At 69.2% G+C, this 18519-nt stretch carries 16 protein-coding genes; 2 read left to right on the forward strand and 14 right to left on the reverse strand.

Annotated elements, in window-relative coordinates:
• Nucleotides 1–27 precede the first annotated feature (27 nt).
• The 3 genes from pcaF to CF68_RS02850 are packed head-to-tail and all read right to left on the reverse strand — an operon-like array spanning nucleotide 28 to nucleotide 2601.
• Nucleotides 28–1230, reverse strand: coding sequence for a 3-oxoadipyl-CoA thiolase (gene pcaF / locus CF68_RS02840; protein ID WP_035815892.1), 1203 nt, complete (start codon nucleotides 1228–1230; stop codon nucleotides 28–30).
• 44 nt (nucleotides 1231–1274) lie between these two features.
• A complete protein-coding gene (locus CF68_RS02845) occupies nucleotides 1275–1916 on the reverse strand; it encodes a CoA transferase subunit B (protein ID WP_035815894.1) in 642 nt (213 codons plus the stop codon).
• Between the two features lie 22 nt (nucleotides 1917–1938).
• A complete protein-coding gene (locus CF68_RS02850; protein WP_035815896.1) occupies nucleotides 1939–2601 on the reverse strand; it encodes a 3-oxoacid CoA-transferase subunit A in 663 nt (220 codons plus the stop codon).
• Between the two features lie 484 nt (nucleotides 2602–3085).
• Here CF68_RS02850 and CF68_RS02855 point away from each other — a divergent pair, with 484 nt between their 5' ends.
• The gene (locus CF68_RS02855) at nucleotides 3086–3343 is read left to right on the forward strand and encodes a hypothetical protein (protein WP_035815897.1); all 258 of its coding nucleotides are present in this window, start codon (nucleotides 3086–3088) and stop codon (nucleotides 3341–3343) included.
• An 18-nt stretch (nucleotides 3344–3361) separates the two neighbouring features.
• On the opposite strand, the gene CF68_RS02860 is transcribed toward CF68_RS02855, so the two are convergent.
• A complete protein-coding gene (locus tag CF68_RS02860; RefSeq protein ID WP_035815898.1) occupies nucleotides 3362–6424 on the reverse strand; it encodes an AAA family ATPase in 3063 nt (1020 codons plus the stop codon).
• The gene (locus tag CF68_RS02865) at nucleotides 6421–7569 is read right to left on the reverse strand and encodes an exonuclease SbcCD subunit D (RefSeq protein ID WP_035815900.1); all 1149 of its coding nucleotides are present in this window, start codon (nucleotides 7567–7569) and stop codon (nucleotides 6421–6423) included. The genes CF68_RS02860 and CF68_RS02865 overlap by 4 nt, the downstream gene beginning before the upstream one ends.
• A gap of 137 nt (nucleotides 7570–7706) precedes the next feature.
• On the opposite strand from CF68_RS02865, the gene CF68_RS02870 reads away from it, so the two are divergent.
• Nucleotides 7707–8063, forward strand: coding sequence for a YgiW/YdeI family stress tolerance OB fold protein (locus CF68_RS02870; RefSeq protein ID WP_035815901.1), 357 nt, complete (start codon nucleotides 7707–7709; stop codon nucleotides 8061–8063).
• Between the two features lie 21 nt (nucleotides 8064–8084).
• Here CF68_RS02870 and CF68_RS02875 read toward each other — a convergent pair whose 3' ends face one another.
• The 9 genes from CF68_RS02875 to CF68_RS02915 form a co-directional block, all read right to left on the reverse strand.
• Nucleotides 8085–9449, reverse strand: coding sequence for a sigma 54-interacting transcriptional regulator (locus CF68_RS02875; protein ID WP_035815902.1), 1365 nt, complete (start codon nucleotides 9447–9449; stop codon nucleotides 8085–8087).
• A gap of 38 nt (nucleotides 9450–9487) precedes the next feature.
• Nucleotides 9488–11173 (reverse strand): TadG family pilus assembly protein, encoded by a 1686-nt coding sequence (locus CF68_RS02880; protein ID WP_035815903.1) that lies wholly within the window; start codon nucleotides 11171–11173, stop codon nucleotides 9488–9490.
• The gene (locus tag CF68_RS02885; RefSeq protein ID WP_035815905.1) at nucleotides 11170–11514 is read right to left on the reverse strand and encodes a DUF3613 domain-containing protein; all 345 of its coding nucleotides are present in this window, start codon (nucleotides 11512–11514) and stop codon (nucleotides 11170–11172) included. The genes CF68_RS02880 and CF68_RS02885 overlap by 4 nt, the downstream gene beginning before the upstream one ends.
• Nucleotides 11511–12374, reverse strand: coding sequence for a tetratricopeptide repeat protein (locus CF68_RS02890; RefSeq protein WP_035815906.1), 864 nt, complete (start codon nucleotides 12372–12374; stop codon nucleotides 11511–11513). Before CF68_RS02890 ends, CF68_RS02885 begins: the two co-directional genes overlap by 4 nt.
• Entirely contained in the window at nucleotides 12371–13369 is a 999-nt protein-coding gene (locus tag CF68_RS02895; RefSeq protein ID WP_035815908.1) for a type II secretion system F family protein, read from the reverse strand. The genes CF68_RS02890 and CF68_RS02895 overlap by 4 nt, the downstream gene beginning before the upstream one ends.
• A 31-nt stretch (nucleotides 13370–13400) precedes the next feature.
• Entirely contained in the window at nucleotides 13401–14327 is a 927-nt protein-coding gene (locus CF68_RS02900; RefSeq protein ID WP_035815910.1) for a type II secretion system F family protein, read from the reverse strand.
• Nucleotides 14320–15636 carry a CpaF family protein gene (locus CF68_RS02905; protein ID WP_035815912.1) on the reverse strand — a complete coding sequence of 439 codons (1317 nt, stop codon included), beginning with the start codon at nucleotides 15634–15636 and terminating at the stop codon, nucleotides 14320–14322. The genes CF68_RS02900 and CF68_RS02905 overlap by 8 nt, the downstream gene beginning before the upstream one ends.
• A gap of 1 nt (nucleotide 15637) precedes the next feature.
• Nucleotides 15638–16879: a pilus assembly protein gene (locus CF68_RS02910; RefSeq protein WP_035815913.1), complete on the reverse strand. Its 1242-nt coding sequence runs from the start codon at nucleotides 16877–16879 to the stop codon at nucleotides 15638–15640.
• 46 nt (nucleotides 16880–16925) lie between these two features.
• A complete protein-coding gene (locus CF68_RS02915) occupies nucleotides 16926–18338 on the reverse strand; it encodes a type II and III secretion system protein family protein (RefSeq protein ID WP_035815914.1) in 1413 nt (470 codons plus the stop codon).
• Between the last annotated feature and the right edge of the window lie 181 nt (nucleotides 18339–18519).

Genomic DNA, 18519 nt, shown 5'->3' on the forward strand with positions numbered 1-18519 from the left:
GGAGATCATGCGATCACCCGAACGCGCTCAAACGCGCTCGATCACCATCGCAATACCCTGGCCCACGCCAATGCACATCGTGCACAGCGCGAAGCGCCCGCCGGTGCGGTGCAGCTGGTACATCGCGGTGGTGACCAGGCGCGCGCCGCTCATGCCCAGCGGGTGGCCCAGCGCGATCGCGCCGCCGTTCGGGTTGACGCGCTTGTCGTCATCCGCCACGCCCAGTTCACGCAGCACGGCCAGGCCTTGCGCGGCGAACGCTTCGTTCAGCTCGATCACGTCGATCTGGTCCATGGTCATGCCGAGCTGCTTGAGCAGCTTCTGCGACGCCGGTGCCGGGCCGATGCCCATCACGCGCGGCGCCACGCCGGCGGTGGCCATGCCGACGATGCGGGCGCGCGGGGTCAGGCCGTGCTGCTTGAGACCGGCTTCGCTGGCCAGCAGCAGCGCGCAGGCGCCGTCGTTCACGCCCGAGGCATTGCCGGCGGTCACGGTGCCATCAGGACGGACCACGCCGCGCAGCTTGGCCAGCGCTTCCATGCTGGTGGCGCGCGGGTGCTCGTCTCGCTCGACCACGATCGGGTCGCCCTTCTTCTGGGCGATGGTGACCGGGGTGATTTCCTGCGCCAGCGTGCCGTCGGCCTGTGCGCGCGATGCCTTTTCCTGGCTGCGCAGGGCCATCAGGTCCTGGTCTTCGCGGCTGATCTTGTAGTCGGTGGCGACGTTCTCGGCGGTCTCGGGCATCGAGTCCACGCCGTAGGCCGCGCGCATGGCCGGGTTGATAAAGCGCCAGCCGATGGTGGTGTCGAAAATCTGCGCATCGCGCGAGAACGCGCTGGTGGCCTTGCCCATTACGAACGGGGCGCGGCTCATGCTTTCCACGCCGCCGGCGATCATCAGGGTGGCTTCGCCGGCCTTGATGGCGCGCGCGGCGGTGCCGGTGGCGTCCATGCCCGAGCCGCACAGGCGGTTGAGGGTCGCACCCGGCACTTCTTGCGGCAGGCCAGCCAGCAGCGCCGACATGCGCGCCACGTTGCGGTTGTCTTCGCCGGCCTGGTTGGCGTTGCCGTAAATCACATCATCGATGGCCTTCCAGTCCAGGTTCGGATTGCGGGCCATCAGCGCCTTCAGCGGCACCGCGCCGAGGTCGTCCGGGCGCACCGCGGACAGGCTGCCGCCGTAGCGGCCGATGGGGGTGCGGATGGCGTCGCAGATAAAGGCTTCGGTCATGGTGTGTCTCTCTCTCTCGTCTTGGTGTGTGTCGGGTCTGCTGGTTATGCGGCTTGCTTGAGCGGCACCCCGGTCAGGCGCTGCAGCTCTTCAAAGCTCAGGCCGTCGACCAGGTCGCGCGCGACCAGCCCGTCGGCGGTCACGTCGATGGTCGCAAGGTCAGTGTAGATGCGGGTCACGCAGCCGATGCCGGTCAGCGGATAGGTGCACTGCGGCACGATCTTGCTCTCGCCCTGCTTGGTCTGGTGCTCCATCATCACGAACACCTGCTTGGCGCCGATGGCCAGGTCCATCGCGCCGCCCACGGCGGGGATGGCGCCGGGCGCGCCGGTGTGCCAGTTGGCCAGGTCGCCCTTCTCCGACACCTGGAACGCGCCCAGCACGCAGAAGTCGAGGTGGCCGCCACGCATCATCGCAAACGAATCGGCGTGGTGGAAGTAGGAACCGCCCGGCTTGATCGTCACCGGCTGCTTGCCAGCGTTGATCAGGTCGCCGTCTTCCTCACCCGGCGCGGGCGCGGGGCCCATGCCGAGCAGGCCGTTCTCGCTGTGCAGCAGGATTTCCTTGTCTGCGGGCAGGTGGTTGCCGACCAGCGTCGGCAGGCCGATGCCGAGGTTGACCACGGCACCTTCGGGAATGTCTTTGGCCACGCGGGCGGCCATCTGATCGCGGGTCAGGCGTTGCATGCTGTTTCTCCTGTGTTCGCGCTCAGGCGACCTTGACGACGCGCTTGACGAAGAGGCCCGGCGTCACGATGTGTTCGGGGTCCATCTCGCCCAGCTCAACCACGCGGCTGACCTGCACGATGGCGCATTTGGCGGCCATCGCCATGATCGGGCCGAAGTTGCGTGCGGTCTTGCGATAGGTAAGGTTGCCCCAGCGGTCGGCGGTGTCGGCCTTGATCAGCGCGAAGTCGGCGTGGATCGGGGTCTCGAACACATAGCCCTGGCCGTCGATGATGCGCGTTTCCTTGCCTTCGGCCAGCGGCGTGCCGTACGCGGTGCGCGTGAAGAAGCCGCCGATGCCGGCACCGGCGGCGCGGATGCGCTCGGCCAGGTTGCCCTGCGGCACCAGTTCCAGCTCGATCTCGCCCGCGTGGTAGAGCGAATCGAAGACGTAGGAATCCGCCTGGCGCGGGAACGAGCAGACGATCTTGCGCACGCGCTTGGTCTTGAGCAGCGCGGCCAGCCCAGTGTCGCCGTTGCCGGCGTTGTTGTTGACGATGGTGAGGTCTCGCGCGCCCTGCTCGATCAGCGCGTCGATCAGTTCCGCAGGCATGCCTGCGAGGCCAAAGCCGCCAATCAGGATGGTGGCGCCGTCGTGGATGCCGGCGACCGCCGCTTCCACCGTGTCGTATAGCTTGTTGATCACTTGCGTTCCAGGTCGGAAGATCCGCCAGGCTACCGGAGCGGGCCGCAAGACGCGGCGCATGAAAGGCTGTCTCCGGTAATCCTGCCGGAAGGAGTTTCGTCGCGGCGGGCGGCGGGGCGCTACCCATTTGAACGAGTCCAGCAGTCTGCGTGTGGCCTTTGTGGTGTGGACCGGTGGTTCGTTAACCGATTTGTTCGATATACGAACTTGAATTCGCAGAATGAACAGGTTACACCTGCGCGTCGGCGACGGTCAAGCCGACCGGGGCGGTCGGCCAAACCAGATTGTGCGATAAGCGCGCGTGGGTGACGGGCACACCCCGTGTGTAGGACGGGGCCGACATCACAATCGGCTCGCACTCGATATGGCCCGGGGGCCGCGCGGGCTATTTTGGAATCAGGCAAGGCAACACCCGCACAGCAGCCACCGGACCACCCGGCTGAGCAGGGCTGCCCTGGCAACAAACAAGAACGAGGAGCCCGTCATGGCCACCGTCCACGTCCCGTTTTCATCCACGCCCCATGCAGCGGCGCTTGCGCGCATCCTGCATGTCACGCAGCAGGCGTGGGGACTGAAACCCCGCAAGGATCGACTGCAAGCCCCCGCGCCTGCCCCGGCAGGCGCCGACATGCCATCCCGCCCGCCCCCGCTGTCACGCCGTGCGCGCCTGGCGCGGGCAGCCGCCCGCGCGTTTGAAGCGCAAGTGATGGCGATTCGTTGCCGCCAGGTATTTGTCGGCTGACGGGGAAGCCTCGCCGCACTACGCGGGTGTCGCCACGCCCGACATCAGTACCCGGCTGCCGCCAACCCCAGGGCGCACCTCCAACCGCACGTCGATGCGCTCACGCAGTTCGGTGACGTGCGAAATGATCCCCACCAGCCGCCCTGCCTGCTGCAGGTCCAGCAGCGTACGGATGGCGAAGTCCAGGCTCTCGGGATCGAGCGTGCCAAAGCCTTCGTCGACAAACAGCGTATCGAGCTGGATGCCGCCCGCGCGCGACTGCACCACATCGGCCAGCCCCAGCGCCAGCGACAACGACGCGAGAAAGCCCTCGCCGCCTGACAGCGTATTGGCCGGCCGCGCCGCGCCGGTATCGTGGTCGAACACTTCGATATCCAGTCCGCCCGCACTGCGCTGGTCGGCCTGCTCGCGCACGCGCTGCAGCACATAGCGGCCGCGGCTCATCGCCAGCAAGCGCGCCGACGCGGCTTCCAGCACCTCATCGAGCAGCGTGGCCAGCACGAAGCGCTGGAACGTCATGCGGCGCGGGTTGTTGCCGTTGGCGACTTCGGCCAGCCGGCCCAGCACCGCGTAGCGTGCCTCGATGTCGCGCCCCTGCGCGTCCAGCTGCTGCAGGCGCAGCTGGCACTGCAGCAGCGTGTCGCGCGAACGGCCGCGCTCGGCCTGTTGCCGGACCAGGGCTTCCACCGCGGCTGCCGACGCATCCCGCGCTGCGCGCAGGCCATCCAGGTCCGGCGCGTCCAGCGTTTGCGCGGCGGCCTCGGCGCGTTCGTGCCGGTCGGCGGCCGTGGCCAACTGGGTATCGAAAGCACGCAGCGTGGCATCGAGCGTTTGCATGGCATCGTCGCCCAGACAGGCGGCGGCGTGGGCCTGCACATCGGCAAAGCCTTGCTGCGCGAGCGCCTGCCCAAGCGCGGCTTCGGCCTCGGCCAGGCGGTTAGCCGCCTGCTCCTGTGCCTGCTGTGCCGAAACCAGTCCGGCCTGTGCCCCGGCTGCGTCCGCCGCAGCCTGGCGCTCGGCCGCCTGCGCAGCGGCCAGCGCCTGTTCCAGCGCGGCGAGCATGGCCTGCGCCTGGCGCAGGGCCCCGCCCAGCGCCACGGGGTCGCGTGAGTCCTCGGGGACCTGCGCACTGTTGGCCTGCCATTCGCCACGGCAGTGGGCCAGCGCCTGGGCAGCGGCCTCGGCGGCAGCGGCAGCATCGCGGCTGGCGGCTTCCGCCGCAGCGAGCGCCGCGCGGCAACTGACGATGGCGGCTTCGCGTTGCGCAAGGCTTGCCGCCGCTTGCCGGCCTTCGGCCAATGCCGCTTCCAGCGCCGTGATCTCGGCCTTCAGTTTGCGGGCGGACTCGTCGCCGACCTCGCCCAGCGCCTGCGCCAGTTCGTCCAGCCGCTCGCGCGCCTGCGCAATGGCGGCTTGTGCCGCCTGGTGCTGGCCGGTGCTGCGCACCGCATGAGATTCGGCCTCGAGCACGGCCTGGCGGGCCTGCTCCAGCGCCTGGTCCGACAGCGGCGCCGCCACATGCTGCGCCGGTGCCGGGTGCGCGGTGCTGCCGCAGACCGGGCAGGCATCGCCCGCTGCCAGGGATGCAGCCAGCCGCGCGGCCTGTCCGGCGCGCCAGGCAGCTTCCGCTTCGGCCAGCGCGGCGCGGCACTGCTCGCGCTGGCGCAGGGCGTGCTGTTCGGCAGCGGCGGCAGTGGCCGCCTGTGCGTTCGCGGCATCCAGCGCCCGCGCAGCTTGCTGATGACGGTCAAGCTGCCGTGCGCGTTCCTGCAACGCGGCCAGCTGCAACGCCGTGGCCTGTGCCTGCGCTGCGGCAAGCTGGCCTTGCGCCAGCGCGGACTCCGCGGCAACGGCATCGGCTTGCCGCGTGGCAAGCTGTGCGGCGGCGCGTTCGCGCGCGGTGGCGGCTGCCGCCTGCCTGCCTTCGGCCGCCTGCAGCGCGGCCAGCTGCGCACCCAGCTGCTGCGCGCGCGGCAGCATGTCTGCCAGCTGCGAAACCCGCCGCTGCGCCGACTGGCGCGCTTCAGCACGTGCTGTTTCGGCCTGCAATGCGGCAGCCGCCTGCGTGGCCCGTTGCGCGGCGCGCGCCGCCTGCTCGCCGGCCCGCGTCAAGGCAACGTCGCTGGCGGCCTGGTCGCGCTGCGCGGCCTGCCATGCCTGCAGTGCCGGCCGGACACGCGCGGCGCGCTGGGCGGCGTGCAGTCGCGCGCGCTCATCCTCCATGGCTGGCTGGCGCGCCAGCAGCGCCGCGTGCGCGGCCTGCGCCTGCTGGCGTTCCTGCAACCGCGCCGCCACCTGCTCGCCGGCACCCAGCGCCGCCTGCGCTGCGGCCAGCGTGGCGCGCGCGCCCTGTTCCTGCCCTTGCAGCGCCTGCAACTCGGCCTGCAATGCCTCGATTCCCTCTGCCAGCGCCTGCGCCGATTCCACGCCAACCTGGCGCAGCGCTTCGTCGCGCTGGATGGTGATGCGCTCGGCATCGCGGCGGATGCCGGCGGCCTCGGCCTTCAGCAGCTCTTCCACGCGCCGGTACAGCTCGGTGCGGAACAGGCGCTCCAGAATGGCCTGGCGCGCCTGCGAACTGGCGGTCAGCAATTCACGGAAGCGACCCTGCGGCAGCACGATCACCTGGCGGAACTGGGCGCTGTCGAAGCCCAGCAAGTCGCGCACGGCATCGCTGACCCTGGCGGGCTGGCTGGCCTTGCTGACCCAGTCGTTGCCGTCATGCAGGTCCAGCTGCGCCTTGGCCGGCTCGGTCACCCAGCCCTCGCCGCGCTGCTTGGGCCGCTCCTGCACGGGCGAGCGCACCACGCGCCAGCGCTGCGCGCCCAGGCTGAACTCCAGCGTCACCTCGGTGCGCAGCGCGGGCGCGGCGTTGGCGCTGCGCATGGCCTGCGCACTGCGCTCGCCGCCGGAGGTATCGCCGTACAGCGCAAAGCAGATCGCGTCGAGCAGCGTGGTCTTGCCCGCGCCGGTCGGGCCGTGGATCAGCACAAAGGCCTGCTCGCCCAGCCGCGTGAAATCGACCTGCTCGGTCGCGGCAAAGGGGCCGAAGGCCTGCAGCGTCAAATGCAGCGGTCTCATGCCGACTCCCTGTCCGCGGCGGCGATCCCGGTCAGCACCTGGTCGAGCACGGCACGCTGGTCCGGTTCCAGCTCGGCATCCGCCACTTCGCGGAAGAAGTTGGCAAAGAGTTCGCCGGTACCCAGTTGCCGCAACTTGCGCCCGGCCTCCGAAACCGTGCCGGTGCGCGCCAGCACAGTCCGCTCGATCGCGAGCGCATTGGGATAGACCTGCCGCAGCCTGGCCATCGGGTCCAGCAGCGCGCCCGTATCGGTGAGGCGCGCGTGGATGTAGTCATCGCGTTGCGGATCGTCGGCTCCCGCTGCCAGCACTTGCGCCAGTTCGCCTTCCACCACCCGCACGTCGCGCAGGGCCTGCAGCGGCACCGGCGTGATGGCGACCGCCCCGTCCGCGCCCAGTTCGATGCGCGACACCGACTTGTCGTGCGCGCACTCTGACAGCGAATACTTCAGCAGCGAGCCCGCATAGTGAACGCGCCCGCCGCCCAGCGTCTGGGGCCGGTGCAGGTGGCCCAGCGCCACCAGGTCAAAGCCGGCGAACAGGTCCGCGGCCACCGCGCCGCTGCCGCCCACCGACAGCGGCCGTTCCGATTCGCTTGCCGCGCCGCCCACCACGAAGGCGTGGCCCACCACCACGGCACGCACGCCCGGCGGATGCACCGCGCGGATGGCATCGAGCTGCGCGCGCAGCGCGGCTTCATGCGATGGCAGGTCGGTAACCATGGCATCGCGCACCAACGCCGGCTCCGCGTACGGCAGCGCGTAGATACGCACCTCGCCGTGGGTGTCGTGCAGCGTCACGCAGGCCGCCTCGGCCAGCGTGCGGCCGGCCACGTGCAGGCCCTGGGCCCGCATCAGCCGCGCGCCGAATTCCAGCCGCTGCGCGCTGTCATGGTTGCCGGCGATCATCACCACCGGCACGCCGGTGTCGATAACGATGCGGCCCAGCACGTCGTCGAGCAAGGCCACTGCTTCAGGCTGCGGCACGGCGCGGTCGTAGACGTCGCCCGCGATCAGCACGGCGTTGGGGCGTTCGGTGCGGACCAGTTCAACAAACTGGTCGAGGATATGGGCCTGGTCTTCCAGCAGGCTGCGCGCATGGAAGAGCCGGCCGAGATGCCAGTCGGCGGTGTGAAGGAAACGCAATCCGGGATCCGATAGATGCAAAGGCGAAACCCGCATCATAATGCGTTGCGACCTGCCTGCCCGTTCAGCAACGGTTCAGGCGGGCGCGCGCATCATGCATGCAGTCGCCCCAAATTTGAAATTTACGGAGAACGCACATGAAACGCATCCTGTCCGCCACTGCCCTGACCCTTGTGCTGGGACTGGCCGCCGCCGGCGCCAGCGCCCAGTACACCGGCCCGTCGGCCGTCCCGGTGATGACCGTGAAGGCGCTGCAGGCAGATGGCAAGGACGACCAGCAGGCCGTGCTGCGCGGCAAGATCGTCAGCAGTGTCGGCGACGAGCGCTACCTGTTCTCGGACGGCACCGGCCAGATGAAGGTGAAGATCAAGGCCAAGCTCTGGCCGGCACAGAAACCGGTGGATGCGCAGACCACGGTGGAACTGGTCGGCGAATACGACAAGGAGCTGATCGGCGAATCGCACTTCGACGTGAAGGAGATCCGCCTGCCCTGAGGCGTGTCCTGATGCGCGCGCTCAGACCGGCTCGGCCTCGCTGTCGGCGATCTGGTACTTGCGCATCTTTTCCCACAGCACCTTGCGGCTGATGCCCAGGCTTGCCGCCGTGTCCTGCCGCCGCCAGCCATTGGCATCGAGCGCGGCCAGGATGCGGCGGCGCTCTTCCGTATCGGCACGCAGGTCGTTGCGCTCGCCGCCATCGAACGCACCCGGATGCAGCGAGCGGAACAGCGGCCGGATACGCTCTTCGTCCCAGTGCCCGGTCTGCTGCACGGTGATGCCCACACGCTCGGCCAGGTTGCGCAGTTCGCGCACATTGCCGGTGAAATAGGCGGTGCCGACCGCGCCCTTGAGCCAGTCCGGCATCGGCGGCAGCGCGTCGAAGCCGGACCCCCCCAGCATATGGCGCAGGAACGACTGCAGCAGCGCCACCTTGTCGGCCTGGCCACGCTCTTCCAGGCTGGGGATGCGCATCTCGATCACCGCCAGGCGGAAGAACAGGTCGGCGCGGAAGCGCCCCTGCCGCACCGCATCGCGCAGGTCCTTGTTGGTCGCCGCCACCAGCCGGAAATCCAGCTTGACCGCCAGGGTCGATCCCAGCCGGGTGATCACGTTCTCTTCCAGCACGCGCAGCAGCTTGACCTGCTGGAACAGCGGCAGGTCGCCGATTTCATCGAGAAACAGCGTGCCGCCGTTGGCCTGCTCGAAATAGCCGCGGTGCGCGAATGAGGCGCCGGTGAACGCGCCCTTGGCATGGCCGAAGAACTGCGACTCGAACAAGCCGTCAGGGATCGCGCCGCAGTTGACCGCGACGAACGGCCCCTTTCCGTAGGTGCCGTTGCGCTCATGAAACAGGCGCGCGATGCGTTCCTTGCCCGCACCGGTTTCGCCATACAGCATCACGTTGCTGCCGAAGTCGGCAAAGGTTTCCACATGCTGCAGCAGCTGGCGCATCGCCGGCGAACCGGCCACCAGATCGGCCTCGCGCTCGCCGGGCGCGTCCGTGGCCAGCAGTTGCGGCAGCAGCTTGCCGATCTGGCTGCGCAGGTCGGCGCCGGTGAAGTCATCGGCAAGGATATGCGCGTACTCCGGCGGAAAGCGTCCGGGATCGGCCTCGCGGCCCGGGCCGGCCACCCAGATCACCGGCATGCCGTGCGCGGCCTCCCAGTCCAGCGAGAAGCGCGCCGCGCCGATCACCGACACGCTGATCACCGCGATGCAGGGCTTCAGGCGCGGCTCGGCGGGCAAGGCATCGAGCGCCCCGGCACGGATCACGTCCACTCCCAGCGGCGCCAGGAAACGCGTGACGCGGTCGGCAATCTCGTACTTGCCTTCCCACACGTAGACTTCAAGGTTTTCGTAGGCCCAGCGGTCTGTCTTCATTCGATTTCTGCCATCAGGCGGTTTGGCGCGATCATGGCTCAGTACACCAGTTCGGCATTGTTGCAGTCGATGCTGTGGACCCAGAGGTCGGCGGTGCCTAGCTGGATGCCGAGACTGGCGAGCAGCGGCGGGATCAATGCGTCGAGCGCTGCCCCGAGCGGCGCGAGTAGCGGGCCGAGATCAATGGGTACGCTAAGGATGCCCAGCAGCTTGGTCCGCACCTTCAGGGCCAGCACTTGCGAGAACAACCCGCCAAACGGATCGGCGGTACCAACTTGCGCATGCCCGCCCGATGCCAGCGTGACCTCCTGGCCAGCCGTGCTGCCATAGCGTGGCACGTCCGTGGCAATCACCTCCGCAATATCGAACAGCCCCAGCTTAGCCTGGCCGAGCACCACGTCGCTACCCGTGCAGCCATCGGTGAGGCACGCCGTGACGAGACCGCTCTTGACGTGCATCGTGGCACGGCGGTCCCCAGGACTTGCCGCGCATTGCAGCTTGGTCAGGTCGGCAGTGGCGTTGGCCACATCGAGATAGAGCGGCACGTTCAAGTTGGCGTCCAGTACCGGTTTCAGGATATTGGCGGTGATCTGGAGCATCAGGGTCAGTTTTACCTGGGACGAGCTTGCGGTCGTCTGCCAGGTGTCCGGGTTGCTGGAGAGCTGTCGCGCCGGACCCGCCCCCCCCCCCCCCCCCCNTACGCGCAGGTTGGCGCTGATGCCCCCCAGGCCAAGCGGGAGATTGGGTATGTTCAGCGGCAGGGCAACTGCCGTATCCCCTCGCGCCACCTGCGCGGAGGCGAGCAGCAACTGCGCCACGTTCAGGCCCACCTCCACCGCCGACGATGCCGCAGGCGCCATCACACCAAGATCAAGCAGCCTGGCCAGTGACACCGTAGCCGCCGCCCCGCTCACCCCAAGCGCGGTTGGCGGGCTGCCCAGCATCGTCGTCAGCAGCGCGTCGCGGCCAGCGGCGCCAAGCACCAGCACGTAGAAATCACGCAGGTTCAATGAAGTGTTCAACAGGTGGTCCACCGTGCCGACACCCGCTTTGAGCCGCAACTGGTCCAGCGTCACGGTGGTATTGACCAGTCCCTGCCAGTCCACCAACGACAAGCTCACCGTATTGCCCAGCAACACACTCAGCATGCTGTTGGCGGTGGAGACGTCCAGCAACCCAGTACCCAGCGAAAACGCCACCACCGGCGGACTGCCGCTGGCAATCGCTTCAGCAAACAGCTGCCGGCCGCCGCCGCCGTCGATCACGAACAGGATCGGCACGGTCTGCGTGGCCTGCACGCGCACGGCATTTGGCGCGATTTTGGTTGCTTCATACGTAGCGCTGAAATGCTTCGGATCGCCGCTCGCCGGATCCCACACGCCAAGACAGGCAGTCATGGCATCCGCGCCGCCACCGGTGGCATCGCCGCAACCCATTGCAATGCCCGACGGATACCCGTTCTTCGCACCGATATTTCTGGCCGTACCCAGCACAGCGGCGTTGAGATTCGCCGGACTATCCGCCCGCTTGAGCTGCTGCGCCGCCGACATCGCCGCCAGGTCCACCATGTTCTGCAACTGCCGCTGGCGCATGAACACATGCCCCACGTCGATCGACACCAGCGCGGCGATCGCCACGGTGGCGATCAGCAGCGCCGCCATCACACTGATGGCGCCGCGTGCCGAAGTGGATGCCCGGCGCAGCCGCGGCTGGCGCAAGCTCATTTGCCGCCCAGCATCTGGCCAGCAGAGCCGGCGCGCGCGGTGCTGGCGTTGGCCTGCCCCGTATAGAACTCCGGCAGCGCGAAGCGGAAGCTGTTCATGTAGCGCTCGTAGCCCAGCGCCGCCTGCTCGCCGTGCATCGGCAGCATGGGACCGGCCTGCGTGCCTTCGCGCTGGATGGCGAGGATGGCGCGCGTGTCGGCGCCGATCTCGCGTTGCGCCGGGCTGCCTGCCGGCATGCCGGTGGCGGCCTCGGTCGTGGCACGGTCGGCCTGCGCCTGCGCGGCGGGCGCCAGCATCAGCAGGCAGAGCGCGGGGATGGCAATGCGGAACATCGCGGTCATGGGGTAGCCCCTGCGGTTGCGGCCACGGCCGCCACCGAGGTGGCCGGTGCCGTCGTGGCGGGTTTCGATGGCGCCCGCACTGCCGGCGCAGGACGGGCCGCAGCGCGGTCGCGCGCCGCGGTGGCGCGGGCGATGCGGTCGGCTTCCTTGCGGATGGCGCTGCGCGTGGCTTCGGGCAGTGCGGCCTTCTGCATCATGGCGTTGGCCTGCGCGCGCTTGCCGTCGGCGATCAGCCACACCACGGCGTTGCTGATCACACGCGGATTGCGCGCGTCCAGTTCCAGCGCCTGCATCACCGGCACGCGCGCGTCCTGCAGCGCGCCGGCACGCATCAGCGCATAGCCCAGGTCGCTGGAGATGCGCGGATTGACAGGGTCGAGCGCGGCGGCCTGGCGCAGCTCGGTGACGGCGCGCGCAAAGTCATCCTGGCGCCCCGCCAGCAGGCCGAGCCCGTGGTGCGCATGCGCGGCCTGCTCGCCCTGCGACGTCGCTGCAAGTTGCTGGTAAGCATCGGTGGCAGCCTTGTCCTGCCCGGTCTCGCGCAGCGCATCGGCGCGCATCGCCTGGATCTCCGGGCCGGCGCCGAAGCGCTTCACGTAGACCTCGATATGCGCCAGCGAGGCGAAGTAAAGCCCGTCCTGCTGCATCTTGCGGATCAGGCCCAGGTAGACCGCCTGCTCGCTGTATTCGGCGCGCGCGGTCTTGTCGCGCAGCTTGGCCAGTTCCACCTGGGCCTCGGCCTGCTCATGCATGGCCGCGGCCCCGTTGGTGTTGGCGGCGCAACCGGACAGCGCCGCCAGCAGCAGGCACGCCGCCGTTTTCGAGATCCGGCCCAGTGCCGGACCGACTGAGCGCGTCATCGCGTCCCTCCCATATGTGCCAGCATGCGGATCACCCCGAGAAAGCCGGGGCCCGCGGTCAGGATCAGCAGCACCGGCAGCAGGCTCACCACCATCACCGCGGTCATCTTGACCGTGAGCCGGCCGATCTCGTCCTTCATGCGCGATTTGCGCGCCTCCTGCATGCGCAGGCCGAACAGGCGCAGCGGCTCCTGCACCGCGCCGCCGTGCTTGTCCACCTGCGTCAGCAGCGTGATCAGGCTCTTCAGGTCTTCACTGTCGAACAGCCGGCCGATGCGCAAGAGCGTCTGTTCGCGCGAGCGTCCCGAGGCAAACTGCTGGTTGGCGCGTGCCAGCTCCGGCCCCAGCACGCGCAGCATGCTGCCGAACTCGGCCACGATCACCTGCAGGCTCTGGTCGATCGACAGGCCCACGCCCTGCAGCAGGCGCAGCATGTCGATCAGCACCGGCAGTTCGTCATCGACCATGCGCAGGCGCGCCGCGGCACGGCGGCGCAGGTGCCACTTGGGGGCCAGGTAGGCCAGCGCAAACGTGCCGAAGCCCCACGCGACGATGGCGAAGGCACCCGCGCCCACGTGCCAGAGCATGGCAGCCAGCGCCAGGGCCAACGGCAACCCCAGCCGCAGCACGCCGAACAGCATGCGCGACTGCGGCCCGTACCATCCGCATTGCTCCAGCAACTGCTGGTCTTCCGGCGTCACCACCGCGCGCCCGAGGCGCGAATCCAGCCAGTGGGCGTTGATGTGCTCGCCCACGCGCGCGCCCAGTTGCGCCCCGATCGCCGTAGCCGCCCCGCCCCTGCCCTGCGGCGCGGCGGGAGCCGTGGCGTGCGTGGCCTGGGCGGCTTCTGCCGCGCGCTGCCGTGCCAGCGCGCCGTCGATGGTGCGCGCCGCCAGCCGGCGCTGGCGCCAGTCGCGCAACAGCGGCAGCGTCAGTACGCCCACGCCGCAAGCGGCGACCAGCAGGCTGAGCGAAATCAGTGTCAGACGGTCCATGTTGGCTCTTGTCTGCGTGCTGGCATGCCGCTCAGATCGACTTGGCCAGCCGGTACAGCATGAAGGCCCCGGCAACTTCCAGCGCCAGGGCCGACAGCAGCATCGATTTGCCGGTGGGATCCTTCCACATCATCATGATGTAGCCCGCGTTCAGCATGAACAGGCCGCCGGCCACCACCAACGGCAGCAGCCCCAGGATCCACGCTGACAGCCGGGTCTCGGCCGACAGCGCCATCAGCTCGCGCTGGGCCTGTTCGCGGTCGCGCATGAAGGCAGCGGTGCGCTCCATCACCACATCGGCGCGGCCGCCGTAGCGCACCGACAGGCGCAGCACCGAAGCCACCAGCACCAGTTCCTCGACCTTGTACACGCGCCCGACCTGCAGCACCGCCTGGTCCAGCTCCTTGCCAGCGCGTTGCAGGTGTATGGCCTGCACCAGGCATTGGCGCAGCGGCGCCTCGGTATTGGCGATGGAGTTCTGGAACGCGGCCGGCACGCTGCTGCCGATCGTCATCAGCCGCACCACACCGTCCAGGAATCCGGGCAGTTGCGACAGCAGCTTCTTGTGCAGGCGGCGCACGCGGTTCCATGCCGCGAACGCCGCCACTGCCAGCGCCACGATGAGGGCCGACACCGCGCCCAGCCATTGCCCCGCCACGGCGCCGGCCAGCGTGCACAGCACCACCGGCGTGATCCAGACGATGGCGGTGCGGCGCGTCGGCGCCAGGTCGGCACGCCGCAGGAAGTCGTCCCAGCGGCGGCGCAGGTCGCGCGCGGGCAGTTGCAGCGCCGGATCCGGCGCCTGCGCATAGCGCAGGCGCACCTGCTCGGTCTGCGCCTGCAGGAACGCCTGCTGCTGCTCGCGGCGCGCACGCGCCTGCGCGCTGGCCAGCAGCAGCAGGCCCAGGCCGGTGATGACCAGGGCCATGGCGGCGAGCAGCAGCGTGGCGCTAGACATCGAAGCGGTCGTCCAGCATGAAGCCCGGTCCGCGCATGCGCGCCAGCTTGGGCGAGTGCGGCAGCAGGCCGAGCGAGAGCCAGCGGTCGGTCTCGGTGCCGTCCGGGTTCATGTAGGGCTCGTGGCGGTACAGCTCCTGGGTGGAGATGATGTTGTCGCCCAGCCCGGTGATCTCGGTGATCGAGACGATGCGGCGCTTGCCGTTGGAAAGCCGCGCGATCTGCACGATGAAGTCGATGGCGTTGGCGATCTGCCGGCGCAGGCTCGCCTCGCTGCCCTGGAAGCCGGCAAAACCGGCCAGCATCTCCAGCCGGTACAGGCATTCGCGCGGGCTGCTGGCGTGGATGGTGCCCATCGAGCCGTCGTGGCCTGTGCTCATCGCCTGAAGCATTTCCAGCACCTCGCCGCCGCGCACTTCACCCACGATGATGCGGTCCGGGCGCATGCGCAGGCTGTTGCGCAGCAGGTCGCGGATCGACACCACGCCGGTGCCCTCGAAGCCGCCCGGACGGCTTTCCAGCCGCACCACGTGCGGATGGTTCAGCGCCAGCTCGGCGGTGTCCTCGATGGTGATGACGCGCTCGGTGGTCGGCACGAAGGTGGCCAGCGCGTTGAGCAGCGAAGTCTTGCCCGAGCTGGTGCCGCCGCTCACCAGGATATTGCAGCGCGCCTGCACCGCGGCCTGCAGCAGGTCGCAGATCTCGGGGCTCATGGTGCCCAGCGCCTGCAGGTCAGCAGGCGTCATCGGGTCCTTGCGGAACTTGCGGATCGACACCACCGGGCCCTCCAGCGCCAGCGGCGGGATCACCACGTTGATGCGGCCGCCGTCCGGCAGGCGCGCATCGACCATCGGGTTGGACTCGTCCAGCCGCCTGCCGATCGGCGCCAGGATGCGGCGCACGATGCGCAGCAGGTGGCCGCTGTCGTTAAAGCGCACCGGGATGCGCTCCAGCACGCCGTGGCGCGACACGTAGACGTCAAGGTGGCCGTTGACCAGGATGTCTTCCACCGCGGGGTCGTTGAGCAGGTCTTCGATCGGGCCGAAGCCGGCCAGCTCCTTGGTCAGTGCCTCGGCAATCTGGCGTAGCTCGGCCTCGTTGATGGGGATGCGGCGCAACCGGGTAAAGCTCTCCAGCTCCAGGTCGACAAAGCGCTGGATCGCGGTGCGCGACCAGCGGCCGAACTCTGCGCCGAGCTCTTCGATGCGGGTCAGCAGGTGCTCGTGCGCCGCTTCCTTGATGTTCTGGAATTCCTGCGAGACCGGGAACGGTGCGGGGGTGTTGTCGGAAAATTCAATCGCTTGCGTCATGTCAGCTTCCAATGCGTGCCACGCGCACCGCGCGCAGCGCCTCAGGCAGTTTGTCCTTCATCCGCGCCAGCAGGCTGGTTTCCCTGGCCTGCGCCGCGCGATAGCCCAGTCGTGCCAGCAGGTCGGCCAGGGCGCGCACATAGGGGTCGTGCGGATCGTCGTCGGCCAGCACCGCGCCGCGGTTCATGGCCAGCACCAGCGGCGCGCGGCTGTCGGGCAGCGTGCCCACAGACTGCACGCCCACGCGGTGCGCGATCTGCGCGGCATCCACGCCCAGGCGCGCATCGAAGCGCGACACCAGCAGGTGCAGATCGTCGCGCTCCACCTCGCGCGCGCGCAGCTCATGCACCAGCTCCGCCGCCGAGACGATCGCGCCCACGCTCTGGTCGGCCACCAGCACCACGCTGTCGGCGGCCTTGACGATCTGCGCGGTGAACTCGGCATTGCCGAAGCCGCCCAGGTCGATGATCTGCATGTCGAAGAACGCGCGCAGCCGCTCCAGCAGGCTGATGGCTTCGGAGTAGGAGATATCGCGCAGCTCGCCCAGCGCCGCGGGCAGGGGCAGCACACACACGCCGTTGCCGTGGCGCGTCAGCGCGGTCTGCACGAAGACCTGGTCGAAGCGGCGCAGGTTGCGCACCGCCTCGACAAAGTGGAAGCCCGGGCCCAGGTTCAGGTACAGCGCGCCGTCGCGCGCCGGCAGGCCCAGGTCCAGCAGCAGCACTTCGGCGCGCGCGTCGGTCTTTTCGTTCAGCGGCAGGTGGCGGCGTGCCGCCGCGGCCAGGTTCACGGCCAGGCTGGTCACGCCCACGCCGGGGCGTGCGCCCAGCAGCGCCACGATCTTGCCCTCGCGCGCCGACTCGGCCGGGCGCACCTGCTCGCCCGGCACGGCCAGGCGCTTGACCACGGCCTCGGCATCGGCAGGCGCGTCGCGCAGGTCGATAAAGTCCTTCACACCCACGCGCAGCGCCGCGAGCATGATGCCGGGCTCGTCGGCGTGGCCCACCGCGACCAGCGGCAGGCCTGGGAAGAGCCGCAGCACCTGCTCGCCCAGCCGCGCCGACGCGCCGGCCAGCTCCGTCGAGAAATGCAGGAACACCAGCCCCGGGCGCAGCTGGGCCGCGCGCTCGAGAAAGGCTTCCTGGGCGCCGCCTTCTGCCACCAGCGTGCCCAGCCCGCCCAGGACCTTGCCCAGCCAGTCCTTCACTTCGCCCTGTGTTGCATGCAACAGAAAATAGTCCATCTCTCTGCCTCAAGCCGTTGGCCATGCCTGCCGGCACGGCCGGCGGCTATTTTGAGAAACCCGGCAAAGTCGGGTCCGCGAATTCGCCCAGCACATACCAGCCCCATACATTGGGGTTGCCGTTGGTGCGGCCGTCGGCACCAACGGCTTGCGCCGCCGGCGCACCCTTGGCCAGCGGCTTCACCAGGCGCGGCGTGACCACGATCATCAGCTCACGGTCTTCCTGGTGGAAATTCAGGTTCTTGAAGAAGGCGCCGATCACCGGCAGGTCGCCCAGCACCGGCACCTTGCTGACGTTGCTGACGGTGTTGCGGCTGACCAGCCCGCCGATCACGAAGCTCTCGCCGTCACCCAGTTCCACCGTGGTGTCGGCGCGCCGCGTGACGATGGCGGGCACCACCGCGCCATTGATCGAGATGCCGCGCGAGGGGTCGAGGTCGCTTGCCTCCGGTGCCACCTTCAGCGCGATGCGGTCGGCCGACAGCACCGTGGGCGACACCGTCAGCCCGATACCGAACGGCTTGAACTGGATCGTAGTGGTGCCCAGCGCCTGCGGCACCGGGATCGGGATCTCGCCGCCGGCCAGGAAGCTGGCGCTCTGGCCGGACAGCGCCACCAGGCTGGGCTCGGCCAGCACGCGCGCCAGGCCGTTGGCCTCCAGAAGGCTGATATTGGCGAAGATGCCGTGGGTCAGCGACGCGGCCACCAGGTTGAAGGCATTGCTCATCGGCGACGCGATGTCGGCACTGAAACTGCCCGGCGCGCCGCCGCTGCCGGGCGTAAAGGTGAACTTGTTCAGCGTCGATGGCGAGAACGTGCCGAAGGCAAAGCCGGAGTTGTTGCGGAAGAAGTTGATGCCGACTTCCTTGAGCACGGTCTTGCTGATCTCCACCACCTTGACGTCGACCTGCACGGTGCCGGAGAGCGGCACGGTCGAGCGGTCCACCACCAGGCCGGGCTTGCCATCGGTCTTGCCGTTGGTGGCTGCGCGCGCCGCGGCCTGCGCGCGCGCCGCGGCATAGGCATCGGGCGACTGGCCGGTGATGGAGGCACCTGCCGCGGAATAGCCAAGCTTCGCGCCATCGGCATCGGGCGCGATGGCATCGACCTGCACGTTGTAGGTCAGCGGCTCGGCGCCGCCGCGCGTCCACACCATCACGTCGGTCACACCGGGTTGCTTGGCCACCAGCAGCACGCTGGGGGCACCGCGCGTGCGCAGCACCAGCGCATCGGCCACCGCCGGGTTGCCCACCGCCACGCGCTCCACCGGCTGCGCGCTGCGGATCTCCTTCTGCGCGCCGGCCAGCAGGCGCAACTGGCGCGCGTTCACGGCTTCCTGCGCCTGTGCGCGCGGCGCCAGTGCGCACCACGCGGTAGTGGCGAGCATCGCGGCCAGCGCGAGCTGCATCAGCCTGCGGCGCAGGGCCGCCGAATGGGCTGGTTTCTTCTGAATTTGCATAAAGTCGGCGCCCACGTTCTTATTCGATCTCGCGCTTGCCCGCGCGGATGACTTCCACGCCTGCGCTTTGTCTTGCCTGGGCTGGCGCGGGCGGCACGGCAACCTGCAACGGCCGCGGCGCCGGCGCTGCCACCGGCGCGCGGGGGGCGGAGGCACCGGCGGGGGCGGCCAGGCCGGACAG

The sequence above is a fragment of the Cupriavidus sp. SK-4 genome (assembly GCF_000611125.1).
Taxonomy (GTDB): domain Bacteria; phylum Pseudomonadota; class Gammaproteobacteria; order Burkholderiales; family Burkholderiaceae; genus Cupriavidus; species Cupriavidus necator.

Bases quoted from the DNA above. Each gene is read 5' to 3' on its own strand.
- CF68_RS02895 (WP_035815908.1), bottom strand. From the start codon at position 13,369: ATGGACCGTCTGACACTGATTTCGCTCAGCCTGCTGGTCGCCGCTTGC.
- CF68_RS02885 (WP_035815905.1), bottom strand. From the start codon at position 11,514: ATGACCGCGATGTTCCGCATTGCCATCCCCGCGCTCTGCCTGCTGATG.
- CF68_RS02900 (WP_035815910.1), bottom strand. From the start codon at position 14,327: ATGTCTAGCGCCACGCTGCTGCTCGCCGCCATGGCCCTGGTCATCACC.
- CF68_RS02870 (WP_035815901.1), top strand. From the start codon at position 7,707: ATGAAACGCATCCTGTCCGCCACTGCCCTGACCCTTGTGCTGGGACTG.
- CF68_RS02860 (WP_035815898.1), bottom strand. From the start codon at position 6,424: ATGAGACCGCTGCATTTGACGCTGCAGGCCTTCGGCCCCTTTGCCGCG.
- CF68_RS02910 (WP_035815913.1), bottom strand. From the start codon at position 16,879: ATGGACTATTTTCTGTTGCATGCAACACAGGGCGAAGTGAAGGACTGG.
- pcaF (WP_035815892.1), bottom strand. From the start codon at position 1,230: ATGACCGAAGCCTTTATCTGCGACGCCATCCGCACCCCCATCGGCCGC.
- CF68_RS02890 (WP_035815906.1), bottom strand. From the start codon at position 12,374: ATGACGCGCTCAGTCGGTCCGGCACTGGGCCGGATCTCGAAAACGGCG.
- CF68_RS02915 (WP_035815914.1), bottom strand. From the start codon at position 18,338: ATGCAAATTCAGAAGAAACCAGCCCATTCGGCGGCCCTGCGCCGCAGG.
- CF68_RS02855 (WP_035815897.1), top strand. From the start codon at position 3,086: ATGGCCACCGTCCACGTCCCGTTTTCATCCACGCCCCATGCAGCGGCG.
- CF68_RS02875 (WP_035815902.1), bottom strand. From the start codon at position 9,449: ATGAAGACAGACCGCTGGGCCTACGAAAACCTTGAAGTCTACGTGTGG.
- CF68_RS02905 (WP_035815912.1), bottom strand. From the start codon at position 15,636: ATGACGCAAGCGATTGAATTTTCCGACAACACCCCCGCACCGTTCCCG.
- CF68_RS02845 (WP_035815894.1), bottom strand. From the start codon at position 1,916: ATGCAACGCCTGACCCGCGATCAGATGGCCGCCCGCGTGGCCAAAGAC.